General features: G+C 40.9%; 14 protein-coding genes and 1 other RNA gene. 5 read left to right on the top strand and 10 right to left on the bottom strand.

Annotated elements, in window-relative coordinates; translation table 11 throughout:
* Positions 1–145 precede the first annotated feature (145 nt).
* Entirely contained in the window at positions 146–907 is a 762-nt protein-coding gene (locus FAM09_RS28590) for a hypothetical protein (protein ID WP_136580593.1), read from the bottom strand.
* Between the two features lie 235 nt (positions 908–1,142).
* Here FAM09_RS28590 and FAM09_RS28585 point away from each other — a divergent pair, with 235 nt between their 5' ends.
* Positions 1,143–2,075, top strand: coding sequence for a hypothetical protein (locus FAM09_RS28585; protein WP_136580592.1), 933 nt, complete (start codon positions 1,143–1,145; stop codon positions 2,073–2,075).
* 56 nt (positions 2,076–2,131) lie between these two features.
* Positions 2,132–3,076 carry a T9SS type A sorting domain-containing protein gene (locus FAM09_RS28580; protein ID WP_166437299.1) on the top strand — a complete coding sequence of 315 codons (945 nt, stop codon included), beginning with the start codon at positions 2,132–2,134 and terminating at the stop codon, positions 3,074–3,076.
* A 217-nt stretch (positions 3,077–3,293) separates the two neighbouring features.
* Here FAM09_RS28580 and FAM09_RS28575 read toward each other — a convergent pair whose 3' ends face one another.
* The 3 genes from FAM09_RS28575 to FAM09_RS31640 all read right to left on the bottom strand — a co-directional run bounded on the left by FAM09_RS28575 (position 3,294) and on the right by FAM09_RS31640 (position 5,435).
* Positions 3,294–4,178, bottom strand: coding sequence for a PhzF family phenazine biosynthesis protein (locus FAM09_RS28575; protein WP_136580590.1), 885 nt, complete (start codon positions 4,176–4,178; stop codon positions 3,294–3,296).
* Between the two features lie 66 nt (positions 4,179–4,244).
* Positions 4,245–4,781: a sigma-70 family RNA polymerase sigma factor gene (locus FAM09_RS28570; RefSeq protein WP_136580589.1), complete on the bottom strand. Its 537-nt coding sequence runs from the start codon at positions 4,779–4,781 to the stop codon at positions 4,245–4,247.
* Positions 4,782–5,243: 462 nt separating this feature from the next.
* Complete coding sequence (locus tag FAM09_RS31640) at positions 5,244–5,435, bottom strand: DUF6791 domain-containing protein (protein WP_394347843.1); 192 nt, start codon at positions 5,433–5,435, stop codon at positions 5,244–5,246.
* Between the two features lie 20 nt (positions 5,436–5,455).
* On the opposite strand from FAM09_RS31640, the gene FAM09_RS30830 reads away from it, so the two are divergent.
* On the top strand, positions 5,456–5,605 hold the full coding sequence (locus FAM09_RS30830; RefSeq protein ID WP_153825481.1) for a hypothetical protein: 150 nt from the start codon (positions 5,456–5,458) through the stop codon (positions 5,603–5,605).
* Positions 5,606–5,660: 55 nt separating this feature from the next.
* Here FAM09_RS30830 and FAM09_RS28565 read toward each other — a convergent pair whose 3' ends face one another.
* A complete protein-coding gene (locus FAM09_RS28565) occupies positions 5,661–6,044 on the bottom strand; it encodes a DUF5946 family protein (protein WP_136580588.1) in 384 nt (127 codons plus the stop codon).
* 319 nt (positions 6,045–6,363) lie between these two features.
* Between FAM09_RS28565 and FAM09_RS28560 the strand changes: the two genes are divergently transcribed.
* Entirely contained in the window at positions 6,364–6,753 is a 390-nt protein-coding gene (locus FAM09_RS28560; protein WP_136580587.1) for a hypothetical protein, read from the top strand.
* Positions 6,743–6,952, top strand: coding sequence for a helix-turn-helix transcriptional regulator (locus FAM09_RS28555; protein ID WP_136580586.1), 210 nt, complete (start codon positions 6,743–6,745; stop codon positions 6,950–6,952). Before FAM09_RS28560 ends, FAM09_RS28555 begins: the two co-directional genes overlap by 11 nt.
* Positions 6,953–7,229: 277 nt before the next feature.
* On the opposite strand, the gene FAM09_RS28550 is transcribed toward FAM09_RS28555, so the two are convergent.
* The 5 genes from FAM09_RS28550 to FAM09_RS28530 form a co-directional block, all read right to left on the bottom strand.
* Complete coding sequence (locus tag FAM09_RS28550) at positions 7,230–7,913, bottom strand: ferredoxin (protein WP_136580585.1); 684 nt, start codon at positions 7,911–7,913, stop codon at positions 7,230–7,232.
* Between the two features lie 90 nt (positions 7,914–8,003).
* Complete coding sequence (locus FAM09_RS28545; protein WP_136580584.1) at positions 8,004–8,285, bottom strand: hypothetical protein; 282 nt, start codon at positions 8,283–8,285, stop codon at positions 8,004–8,006.
* A gap of 394 nt (positions 8,286–8,679) precedes the next feature.
* Positions 8,680–9,051: a transfer-messenger RNA gene (ssrA, locus tag FAM09_RS28540) on the bottom strand.
* A 299-nt stretch (positions 9,052–9,350) separates the two neighbouring features.
* Positions 9,351–10,712 carry an RIP metalloprotease RseP gene (gene rseP, locus FAM09_RS28535; RefSeq protein ID WP_136580583.1) on the bottom strand — a complete coding sequence of 454 codons (1,362 nt, stop codon included), beginning with the start codon at positions 10,710–10,712 and terminating at the stop codon, positions 9,351–9,353.
* Positions 10,713–10,857: 145 nt separating this feature from the next.
* Positions 10,858–12,027, bottom strand: a complete 1,170-nt coding sequence (locus FAM09_RS28530) for a 1-deoxy-D-xylulose-5-phosphate reductoisomerase (protein WP_136580582.1) — start codon at positions 12,025–12,027, stop codon at positions 10,858–10,860.
* Positions 12,028–12,032 lie beyond the last annotated feature (5 nt).

Here is a 12,032-nt window from a genome sequence, read left to right as displayed (position 1 = left end):
AATGATGTCGATAATTTGCCAAAATACGAATGAATACAATAAGGTGCTATGAAAAGATAGCTACAGGAATAAAAATGACCTTAAACCGTATGAAAATGGCATTGAAATGCGGCCCCGGCAGGTTAAACCGGGGCCATATGTACCATTAATATACAACATCTATAGTGGTTGTAACAGGGGCTTCACTGTTCTTTTGATATACCTGGGTATATTGGGTAACATAACCATCAGCATCCAATTGATAGGTAAATGTCAAGGTATACGTATTCGCGCCTGCTACTCTTGTTTTCTTTTTCATAAGATTTGCATTTTGCTTACCCAATAAATTTTTTGCCAGCACAGGGAATTCCGTAAAAAATTCCTGGATTGGCATATTGAATTTATTGGGCTTGTTGGTATAGAATTCATAAGTATTTATATCCTTAATACTACCATTATCGCTGTGCGTTACCTTTGAAAAATTGCCGCCACTATATTCAAACACGTAAACATTATCATCGTAATAATATTTGGCAAGAGTGCTATCGGAGTTATAGGCAAAATGGAAAGTATAATTGTATGAGGGACTGCCATTGTTGTATTCCTGGTAAAACAGGGACTGCAACCTGTCATTTTTTATAACCGCATTTTTGGCTTCAGTTTCCAAAATGTCATTTGAATACCATTTTATTGCAAAAGACTGATTACTGTAATCAAAAATGGCTTTGTACTTCTGCACTTCCTGGTACGAAGTATTCAGCCTGCCATCGGCATTATATGTAAACGCAAAAACAGTAGTACTCCCATCCATCAGCTTTGAAACTCTTTTTTCAGTAACAGATGGTGTTGAGTGATCTTTTTTGCACGATGTTACTATCGACAGCATTACAAGACCTGTAATAACTGTTTTCAAATTTTTAATGCTCATGTTCGATTATTTTATTTGACTGCAAAACTGCATCGCGCATTTTACCAGATAAAATGTAACCAACTGAAACGGATATTTGACAGGTTAAAGTGAAAAGGGAAGAATTGTGGTGTTTTTTCAAAACACTTCGCCGCGCTGTTTATACGTTTGGGGGCATGGAATAGTTTGATGACTGAACTCCGTTTGTATGCTTTTTCAGAGAAGGCAATCTTTGCATCATCAAAAAAAAATTGAAATGAAAAAATTACACCTTCTTTTGATTGTATTGTTTGTAACAACAATGGCAACAGCACAAACCCCTCAGTTAATAAACTATCAGGCAGTGGCACGCAACAGCAGCGGGCAGGCACTGGTTAATCAAAGCATTAAAGTACGCATAAGCCTGAATGCGACAGATGCAACGAGTGCTGTTACTTTTTACAGCGAAACCCGAACCGTTACTACAAATGCCCTCGGTTTGTTTAATGTGCAGATAGGATCGTCCGGCGCTACCACTACTTATGGCAATATTAATAATACAGAATGGACAGACGGCAGCAAAACACGCTCTATAAAAGTAGAGTTGGATGTAAATAATAGCGGTGTTTTTACCGATATGGGCAGCCAGCAATTAGTATCGGTGCCTTTTGCATTAGCTGCTGATAAAGCTGTTAACAGTACTAAAATAGGCGGCCGGGCTGTAGATTCTCTTACAACACCAACCAATGGACAGGTGTTAACCTGGAACTCAGGCACAAGTTCATGGCAGCCTTCAACAATAATAACAACAACCACTACTCCGATAATTAAATTTGCCGGACAGTTACCCCAAGTAGCTCCCTCAGGCACTAATTGGGTATTTGTGGGTACACCCCAAAATGTTACTACAACAATAACAGGCCAAACGCTTATCGGCAATTTTAGTGGAGTGTTGGCCTCTACAAATGGAACCGCGCCAAATGTATCGTTCTGTGCCTGCTATCAATTCAGTGGCGGTCCGGTCCAATCATTTAACCCTACTAATTTCGCGGAAGCACCAGTAGATGCAACCCGTAGAACATTTAGTTTCAGTGGAGCCGTTGTACCTGGGACAGGTGCTTTAAAGGTCGGCGCCTGCATACGCAATAATACGGCTGTTACACTCAACAGTAATGACTACTACAGCGGTTATATACAGGTCGTATTTTAAATTGCCGTTAATTAATATTATTAAACACACAAGCTTCTTATATGATGATGGCAGTAATGAAATTAAAAACCGTGGTTCTGTTGTTGCTGGTTTACGGCGCCGCATCAGCGCAACAATTAACTCCGCAAACCACCAATAATGCAGGGCAAAGCCGCAGCGCCGGTGGGTTGTTACTCGAAGATGCAATAGGCGGCCTTGTGGCAGAGGCTGTAAACAGTACTGCCATCATGTATACACCCGATTTTTTACAACCCGATGCAGGCACAACAACAACTATTCCTACGGTGGGCAATGTGCAAACAACAGGCGGATTTGCAGGGATCGATAATGGCGGTGGTACCTTTTTGAATGGCAGCATTATGCTTGAGTATACGGTTGGCGAGGTTGCCAGTATCAGTTTGCAGCAACAAAGCACTTTACTTACACAGGGTATTTTGCAACCTTATAATTCAATTGCATTACCGGTAACGGGCCTTGATTTTACGGCCAGCCGCATAAACAGCAACGAGGTCCGGCTTAACTGGAAAACTGTTCAGGAGATCAACAACAAAGGTTTTTTCGTTGAACGAAAAAAGGATACTGATACCGGTTTTGCTATGGTTGCTTTTGAAAACACAAAAGCGCTTAATGGTACCAGCATTTTTCCAAATGAATACGCATTCACAGATGCCAACAATTTTGCGGGCCGCACTTATTACCGGTTGAAGCAACAGGATATCGATGGCCGGTATACGTATTCTGTTATCAGATGGGTTGCAGGAGAAGCGAATAAAAACATTCACTTAAAAGCCTGGCCGGTGCCTGCCATCAATAATTTTTCCGTAAGCCTTACAGGTGTCGAAAAAGATGTGATACAGGTATTTGATATGGGCGGAAGGCTGGTGAAATCATTTACGATTACGGGCCAAAGTCCGCAACAGGTAAATGATCTGAAACCGGGGGTTTATGTATTAAGACTTTTAAGTGACAGGAATATTAATCAGCGTGTGATTGTACAGTAAGACAAACGCTTTGACCTACTTATTTCTGGTGGATTCGAACCAGTAAACAGTTCACTCTAAACACATTAAGCATCTTCGAAAGAACAATTTGATTGCATTAAACACAAAACCCGCTACAGGAGCGGGTTTTACAATTTCGTGGAGTCCGCCGGCAAATTGTCGAACCAATTGAGAGGATTCCTTAAATGTATATATGCTGTAAAACAATTAATTCCGGTCAGGCTATTTCTACAGACAAAGATGTCATTAATATCCCTTTCCCCCCTACCATAATTTTTGTTATTTTTCCGTTGAGCTGCGATAAGTCCACAATAATTAAACTTGGCGATGGTTGCGCCATAAACCAACCCTGTTCAATTAGCATCCGGTCTTTTCCTATTCCCAATATGTCAAAAAGATAGCAGGCAAGTGGTCCAGCTGCCATTCCTGTTGCAGCTTCTTCCTCTATTCCATATCTGGGTGCAAACATTCTTGCAGTTGCATCTCTTAAATGGCTACTGGTCTCCGTACAAAAAACATAATAGCCGATTAAATTCAACTCATCACTTATTTGTGATATTAAGACGTAATCGGGTTTGATATTTTTTAAAATATCCGCACTTTTAACAGCAACTATTACAAACGAATTTCCCGTATTAACTAGTGAAATTGGAGCATCCTTTAGAACATCACTTTTTGTTAGACCTAATGATTTTAAGATTTGCTCTTCCTGCTTGTCAACATTCCTATATTCAGGTGCTTTTTGCTCCATAAATGCCAGATCTCCCTGTAATAAAATTTCTCTTATTCCGTCAATCGTTTCTTTCGAAGAAAGCGTGTTTTTAATTAAGCCTGACTGTGATAAATATGAAAATGTTGCTATTGTCGCATGTCCACAATGAGCAATTTGACGGGTAGGAGTAAAAAAATCAAGTTTAAAGCCGGCAATTTCTGATTTTCCAACAAAAGCGGTTTCCGATAACCCCACTTTTGTTGCAATTTTTAATTTCTGTTCATTTGTAAGATTATCCGCATTTAAAACAACCCCTGCCGGATTTCCGCCCTTATTATTATCAACAAAGGCGTTAAGGATCTGCACTTCAATTTTTTTAGAATTGTCCATACTTGCTTTTTAGTTTGTTAAACATTTATACTCTATGGACGTGGCGAAGACAAAAAAGACGCATTTTTATTCTTTTGGGGCCTCATATGCAGAAAGATTTCCCTTACTGTCTGTTTCAACATTTGGACAATTCAAGATAAGGTCTTTCAACTTTTCTCGGCCTCGTTGTACCCTCGTTTTCGCTCCTGAATAAGATATATTCAGCTTTTTTGCTAATTCAATTTGAGAGTAATCCTTCAAATATGTAAGTAGTATAGCCTGCTTGTATTTATCAGATAACATATTTATTTTCTGATTGATACAATTATTTAAGGAATGATATAGTGGCTCTTCGTTATCTCTTTCTGCCAGGTCAAAACCGTCAATCTGAACTTCTAAATTTGTTGTTTTACGGTAATGATCGGCAATTGTGTTTCTTGTAATTTGATAAACCCAGGAAGTAAGTTTAGTGCAGTCGGTAAGTGTGTGAATATTAAGTTGAATCTTTAGGAAAACGTCTTGAAGAATATCTTCGGTAGTGTCAATATCCTTAACCTTACCTGAAATGAATTTTTTCAGTTCCTGGTATAAGTCTGTCCATATTTCTTGAATTCGTATGTTCATGGTTTTGAGTAAATTCAAACAGAATATGACAAGGTGATGAATGGGCAGAGTCTTCATCAGATGCGAAAATAACCACTGTCTTCTATAATAACAACTCTTAAGAAGAACCGATTACAAGGAACTTCCTAAAGTCACCGTTAACAGTAAATGCTGCAATTTGTTGAATCATCAAGGTGAGTATCGCAAAATTCAACAGGTTCAATAATGAACTGGTTATACAATATACTTTGAAATAGTATATTATAATATCTGATCGGTCAGATTAAATGGGAATTTCAGGGCATTTGGCGATGAAGTCCAATAAATAAGCACCTGTACCGCCCAAACCTACAATTGAAATTACCTGGCCTTCCAGCTTCTTCGTAATCTCATGGATATTGGCACGACTGGAATTGTATCAATAAAACAAAGCGGACTTGTTTCATCTGTATCCACAACAGCTTTATAAGGTTGGGCGGTCACTTACGGATCAATTGCCATTGCTTCTGCGGAAATGATGTCTACGTAACGTGTGACTTTATCATAGTAATCATTATACCCATCCGCCGGCTTATTGGAAAATGAGTGATGTGTATCGATTCCTAATCGCTGCGGAGTACTATTACATCTTACCGTCCTTTCTGCAGGGATGCTGGCCTTGGAAGTAAATAACATGGGTACCCGGTCTACCTGTCATGGATACTGAATGTAACGCGGATATTATTGCTTTGCTGCGCCAGGTGCTCAATAAGAAACAGCTGAACTACCAGGCTGCCATTCAGAATGGCGCTTATTTCTGGCAGATCAAGGAATACAAATGCGTATCCGCAATCTCCATAAATTAATGTAGAAGCTCCTGTCAAAAGGCAAACGCCCCACGCCGCCTTGCCTGATTGATGTTTAGATGTTTAAAAGCTGTTTGGTAATCGTAATAACCATACGGTGCTCGTCCGCATAGGCATCCCATACAGCGAGGCACCATTGCCGGATCATTTCATCGCGGTCGGCTCCCGGGGGTGCAGCCAGCACGTCACAGACGGTAAGTGCGCCCCAGTCGTCCGGCAGCGTGATGGCGGGAAAAGCCTTTGTCTGTTTTGCCATTTGTAAGTGGGCGTCCCTTACTTCCAACCCCGTATAATTTTTCTCCAGGTACAAATAAAGACCGGCAAGCGCAAAGAACCCGGTAATGGGTTTTGCATGCCTGTCAGCGTTTTGTGCGGTAAACGCATCGACAATATGTTGGTGAATAAAAATGCCACCGGTATGCCCAAGTGTGTAAAACACAGCTTACTTTTTTGCCCATAGTTAAAATACAGCAATAGATTAATACATGTACTTTGAAATAACCCATCTGATATTTTGTTTCACCTGTTTGTTTATCGCAGGCAAAACGGTAGCCCAACCAATATAATAGATCCCCTGTAATCATAGGTCAAACGCCCATTTGGGCAGATAAAATACTCTTTTGCAGTCGGCGAATGATCAGGTTCAATAATAAAGACATATTCCTGTTAAGGTTATAAATAACAGGAACAAATATGTTTTTAGCAATTTGTCAATATCTAAATGTAAAGTATTTTTGACGTAAAGTATAGTTTACAATATGAACCTGCTTCCTAACTATTTCAAATACATCGGCGCCGTTTGCGCGGTGTCCTTTGTAATGACCCTTGTCATTATACAAAGTTTTACCGGTTACACTCACCAGTATCCGGTATTAAAAAAAATTTTCGAATTGTTGTTGATACTGTGCCTGGCATTGATCATCCTGAGCAGGGAAAAAAAGGAAGACGAATTTATACGGTACTCACGGATGCGGGCAGCGGCCTTTGCTTTTATTACAGGCATCCTGTCTTATGTATTCCGTAGTTTTTTTACTTTCTTTGATGTCATAGCGGTTGAATCAACTTTTAGTTGCCTGCTGAGCGAGTCGGTTTTCTATTTATTAATATTTCATATAACCATCTGGGGCGGGCTAACCAATGATAAATAATGTAAAGCAAATGCGGGAGCAATGCGGGTATACCCAGGAGCAGTTGGCCAACCTGGTAGGCGCCAGCCGGCAAAGTATTATCTCCATTGAAAAGGGGCATTATATACCCACCACCATTATGGCGTTAAAGCTGGCCTTTTCATTGGGGGTGGGTGTGGAAGAATTGTTCATCCTGGAAAAAAAAGACTGGAAGGGGTAAACCGGCGATGATAGAAATTGGCTATGCTCAAAAGCTGCGTATTAGCAATTCCATGTATGTCCCTTATGGGCTACATCGCATCAATGAAGCCCCTATTTGTTCTACGTGAGCCGCAACGGGCCACTGTCAAAACAAACCACTGCTAAATATTTTCCAATTAAGACATTTGCATGATCTTTTAGTAATCTATATAAATCAAAAGTTTTCGCAGGGAATTCAATCCAGTGGTAATTACCATTCTGGCCCAAAATGTACTCGGTTTTATTTGTCATGTTAATCAATAGGGTTTATCATACCACAAGTCATTTGGCTTATCCAATTCAAACCATTTTATATTTATTACCCGATTATCAGATTTTAAGAAGTCGTGAAGCATTGCTGAAATTCCGATGATATTCTTTTGTTCGTGGCCTTTTTCAAGAGTTATTGTTATCTCAAACGTTTTATCAACCCTTAAATGGCAAGTATAAATTATTCCACTTGCTCCCCTTGTCCACTTCTGAGTAAAACTAAAACTGTCAACCTGATTGGTTTTATAATCTTCAACTTTCACATACGGAGATATTGATTTATATTTTAAAACCAAAAGCTCTGATAAATCCGCGAGCGTTCCTAAAAAGTTAAAATGTATTCTGTCCCGGATTAATATTTTGTATCTGTCCTTCGCCTTATTGTCGCAAAGATCTTCCATTCCATTTTGGTATAACCGTTTTATTATTATTTCGTCCTGCCCTCCATATCGTAAAGCATTAATACAAGAAACCATCATAGCCTTTATAGCCTGATCAATTTCGTCTTCAGTTACTGGTTGTTTTTTAAAATAACAATGATTGTCAGATTTTGAATGTTCAATAATATCCTGGGCTTCTGCTTCAGGTGCCCCACAGGCAATACAAACACCGTTGTTAATATAGAAATCGCCTTTATTAAATGGGTGCCTGTCGTAATTAGAGGATTGCATCAGTCAGTCGTATTGTTTCATAGTATAAATGTAAAATATTCAGCCGCTATTTTACCCAATCATGTACACATCAGCGTTTGTCCTGAAATTTTAGTCATCTTCTTCCAACCATTTTGGTATCCCATATTTTGCAGCCATCTCCTTAAAATATTCTGAATTCTTGAACTTTTGCTTTTCTTCTTTAACAAGATTTAAAGCTTCCTCCTTTTTATCCCAGTTTTGGAAGCATTGCAAATGGAAGACGCAGTCAAAATATTTATATAAAGAATGGATTGTGTTAGATATTGCAGGCAGGCCTTTTACTTGTTCGCCAGGCATAAGAAGCTGACCGCAAAGGGCACAGGTTGATTGGCCTAAAAATATTAATGCCATAGAAAATGGTTTAGTGCTGCCTCACATATAAATTTACTCAAAGAGCATTTAAGCTCAATAAATTTATATTTAAAGCTCAAAAATCGGTCTTTTTAGCCCAATAATACTCAAACTTGAGCCAGAAATACAGTTGAATCTATCTGAATCGGAATTATTAAAGATATCTGGGTGCCGTTCCAGGAAATCCGAAATATTAAACGAAAAAGATAAATTAAGCCTGGCAATAATAAGAAAACGTTAAGTAGTACAAAACACACATTCAGATATCTATATACATGCATCCTACCGGATTCGAACCAGTAAACGATTCATTTAAAAGCGATAAAACATTTCAAAAAAGAATAAGCTTACATATTAAAACACAAAACCCGCTACAGGAGCGGGTTTTACAATTTCGTGGAGGTGACCGGATTCGAACCGGTGTCCAAACATATCCTCCGAAAGCTTTCTACATGTTTATTCCGGCATTATTTGTCGGGAAATAACAGGAGACGGACGAACCAATTATTTCCTTAGCTGGATAGTCTTAAGCAACCGGCACAGCCTACGGTCGCAGCATCCTGTTTTTGTTTTGAGTCGGCGGCGGAGCGTGGTAACAGAACAACCTGCTCGGCGGCCCTAATGACTACTTAATCACTGATTAGGCAGCCATGGCAAATTGTGTATTGCCATTTGAGTTTTGAATATTCAGATTTACGTGCTAATTATCCAACGCACGACATGCTTACACCTTCAAAGATCTACGCTGTCAAAACCATACACCCCCGAATTGGTTTGTGGTTTCTGGTTTGTGGTTTGTTGTTAATTCCCGAATTTCAAAGTTCCTGCATATTCTTTGGGGTAATGAATGTCGGAAACCAACTACAAACTACGAACAACAAACTACAAACCTCAAAATTAATGCTATTTTCCCGCTTCTGCCAATATTGCCTCGCCTATCCCCTAATTTTTTCACCTGCCTGCCAGCAGGCAGGTTTTCAGCAACATACTGTCTACATTACCTGACAAAAAATGACCCCCTACCAATTGGTCGGGGGTCATTCTATATAATATCTTACTGAACTACTAATTCTTAAACAAATATCGCCAGAAGTCCAGCCCAAGCGCATAAGCCATAACGCCCAGCAATAAGATCATGCCCGCCATTTGCGCATACTCCATGAATTTATCGCTTGGCTTTCGTCCGGTGATCATTTCATACAGCGTGAACAGCACGTGGCCGCCATCCAGGGCGGGAATAGGCAGAATGTTCATAAACGCCAACACAATGCTTAACAGCGCTGTCATCGTCCAGAAACGCTCCCAATCCCACTGCGCGCCGAACATATTACCAATGGTTAAAAAGCTACCCAGCGATTCACTGGCCTTTACTTCTTTGCTGGTGAACAGCAGTTTGAAGTTCTGCACGTTCATTACCAGGGTGCTCCAGCCTTTTGCTACACCTGCCGGTAACGATTCAAAGAACGAATATTTCTTTACCGCGAATTTCAGGAACTTATCGGGCGGGCGGGGATAGAACCCGATGCTCGCATCCTTCGCTAACATCACTTTTACTTCAGCCGTATCGGTTTTATTTCGCAATACGGTTAACGCCACTTCCTTCTCCTTAAAATTCTTTTTTATATCGCTCAGCTCATAAAACGAACTGATGGGCTTACCATTAAAGGCAATGATCTGGTCGTCTTTCTGCAATGCGCCGGCGGTAAATTTCGCGCTCTTGTTAAGGCTGTCTACCACTGCCGGGAACCGGGGATAGGCCAGCGGATCGCCTTTGCGTTTTATCAACTGGCTGATGGTGCCTGACGGTATGGCCACATCCATGTTCTGTCCATTACGAACAACCTGAATGGTTTTGGCCTCGTTTAAAATGATATCGGTGCTCAGCCTGCTGAAATTCTCCACCTCTTTTCCATTTACGGCTACGATCTTATCGCCATCCTGCAAGCCAATGCTTTTTCCCAGGCTGTCGACATATACACCATAAACGGCATTTTTTGCCGGCAGGTATTCTTCGCCCCAAACCCACAATATCATGGCAAATAAAAAGAAACCTAGTATAAGGTTCACCGTAACACCCCCGATCATGATGATCAGGCGCTGCCAGGGTTTCTTACTGCGGAATTCATGCGGCTCGGGTGGCAGCTTCATCTGCTCTTTATCCATACTCTCATCGATCATCCCTGAGATCTTTACATAGCCTCCCAGAGGTAACCAACCGATACCGTATACCGTATCGCCGATCTTCTTTTTTACAATGGAAAACCAGGGATCGAAGAACAAATAAAATTTTTCTACCCTGCATTTAAACCATTTGGCGGGCAGAAAATGGCCCATCTCATGCAGTACAACAAGTATAGATAAGCATAATATTAACTGTCCAGCTTTTATACCTACTACAGCCCAGTCTATTGCTAACAATGTGATCATATAACGCTAAATAAGCGGTGTGTTTGTTTTATAATACGCTCAAAATATCGAATTATCCCGCAACTCGGTTAACCGCTCACAAAAATTCTCAAAAAGTTACCAGTTACCGGTTACCGGGAAACTGGAAACCGGAAACCGGCACCAATTAAAGCTTTATCAGCGAGGCAGCAAAATTACGGGCCTCCCCATCGCTGTCAAAATATTCTTCCAGCGTGGGTTTCTCAATCATCGGCACATGTTGCAAGGTGCGTTCAATCAGGTCAGTCATATCTAAAAAACCAATACGATTGCGTAAAAATGCAAATACGGCAATTTCATTGGCGGCATTCAGTACACAGGGCTGGTTCCCGCCTTTAAAAAGGGCTTCGGTGGCCAGTACGAGGTTCCGGAAAGTTTTAGTATCGGGTTCCTCAAAAGTAAGCTGGGCGGGATTTTTGAAATTATACCGGGGAAAATCGTTGGGTATACGATGAGGAAAGGCCAGGGCATATTGAATGGGCAGTTTCATATCGGGCAGTCCCATTTGCGCCTTAATACTGCCGTCTTCAAACTGCACCAGGCTATGTATAATACTTTGGGGATGAACCAATACCTGTACCTGATCGGGCCCCAGGTCAAACAGCCAGCGGGCTTCTATCATTTCCAACCCCTTGTTCATAAGGGTGGCTGAATCGATGGTGATTTTGGCGCCCATTTGCCAATTAGGGTGCTGCAACGCATGATCGCGTTTTACATTCACCAGGTAATTGGGTTTCTTGCCCAGGAAAGGTCCGCCGCTTGCCGTTAAGATCACTTTTTCAATCTTGTTGCGGGTTTCGCCTACCAGGCACTGGAATATAGCTGAATGTTCAGAATCTACAGGTATTACGGGCACTCTTTTTTCTATGGCCTTTTGCATCACGATATCTCCGGCCACTACCAGCGTTTCTTTATTGGCAAGCGCTATTGCCTTTCCGCTCTCCAATGCGCATAATGTAGGTCGTAAGCCGGCAAATCCTACAATAGCTGCCAGCATCATATCGTAACAATCCATACCAGCTACTTCTTCCAATGCGCTCTCTCCGGCAAATACTTTTACATCGGTTTGGGATAATGCTTCTTTTACAATTTGGTATTTAGTGGTATCGCCTATTACAACGATATTGGGGTTGAACTTCAATGCCTGCTTTATCAACAACTCATCATTGCTGTGTGCCGTTAAAACTTCTGCAGTGAATTTATCGGGATTGGCGGCAATCACTTCAAGCGCCTGGCAGCCGATTGAGCCTGTTGAGCCAAATATAGCAATGCGTCTGTGTGGAAAACTGTTCGACATGATCC

Origin of the sequence: Niastella caeni (genome assembly GCF_004834005.1) — a bacterium.
Lineage (GTDB): Bacteria > Bacteroidota > Bacteroidia > Chitinophagales > Chitinophagaceae > Niastella > Niastella caeni.
This window is presented reverse-complemented; position numbering and strand designations above follow the sequence as displayed.

Bases quoted from the DNA above. Each gene is read 5' to 3' on its own strand.
- FAM09_RS28590 (WP_136580593.1), bottom strand. From the start codon at position 907: ATGAGCATTAAAAATTTGAAAACAGTTATTACAGGTCTTGTAATGCTG.
- FAM09_RS28585 (WP_136580592.1), top strand. From the start codon at position 1,143: ATGAAAAAATTACACCTTCTTTTGATTGTATTGTTTGTAACAACAATG.
- FAM09_RS28580 (WP_166437299.1), top strand. From the start codon at position 2,132: ATGAAATTAAAAACCGTGGTTCTGTTGTTGCTGGTTTACGGCGCCGCA.
- FAM09_RS28575 (WP_136580590.1), bottom strand. From the start codon at position 4,178: ATGGACAATTCTAAAAAAATTGAAGTGCAGATCCTTAACGCCTTTGTT.
- FAM09_RS28570 (WP_136580589.1), bottom strand. From the start codon at position 4,781: ATGAACATACGAATTCAAGAAATATGGACAGACTTATACCAGGAACTG.
- FAM09_RS31640 (WP_394347843.1), bottom strand. From the start codon at position 5,435: ATGTTATTTACTTCCAAGGCCAGCATCCCTGCAGAAAGGACGGTAAGA.
- FAM09_RS30830 (WP_153825481.1), top strand. From the start codon at position 5,456: ATGGATACTGAATGTAACGCGGATATTATTGCTTTGCTGCGCCAGGTG.
- FAM09_RS28560 (WP_136580587.1), top strand. From the start codon at position 6,364: ATGAACCTGCTTCCTAACTATTTCAAATACATCGGCGCCGTTTGCGCG.
- FAM09_RS28555 (WP_136580586.1), top strand. From the start codon at position 6,743: ATGATAAATAATGTAAAGCAAATGCGGGAGCAATGCGGGTATACCCAG.
- FAM09_RS28550 (WP_136580585.1), bottom strand. From the start codon at position 7,913: ATGCAATCCTCTAATTACGACAGGCACCCATTTAATAAAGGCGATTTC.
- FAM09_RS28545 (WP_136580584.1), bottom strand. From the start codon at position 8,285: ATGGCATTAATATTTTTAGGCCAATCAACCTGTGCCCTTTGCGGTCAG.
- rseP (WP_136580583.1), bottom strand. From the start codon at position 10,712: ATGATCACATTGTTAGCAATAGACTGGGCTGTAGTAGGTATAAAAGCT.
- FAM09_RS28530 (WP_136580582.1), bottom strand. From the start codon at position 12,027: ATGTCGAACAGTTTTCCACACAGACGCATTGCTATATTTGGCTCAACA.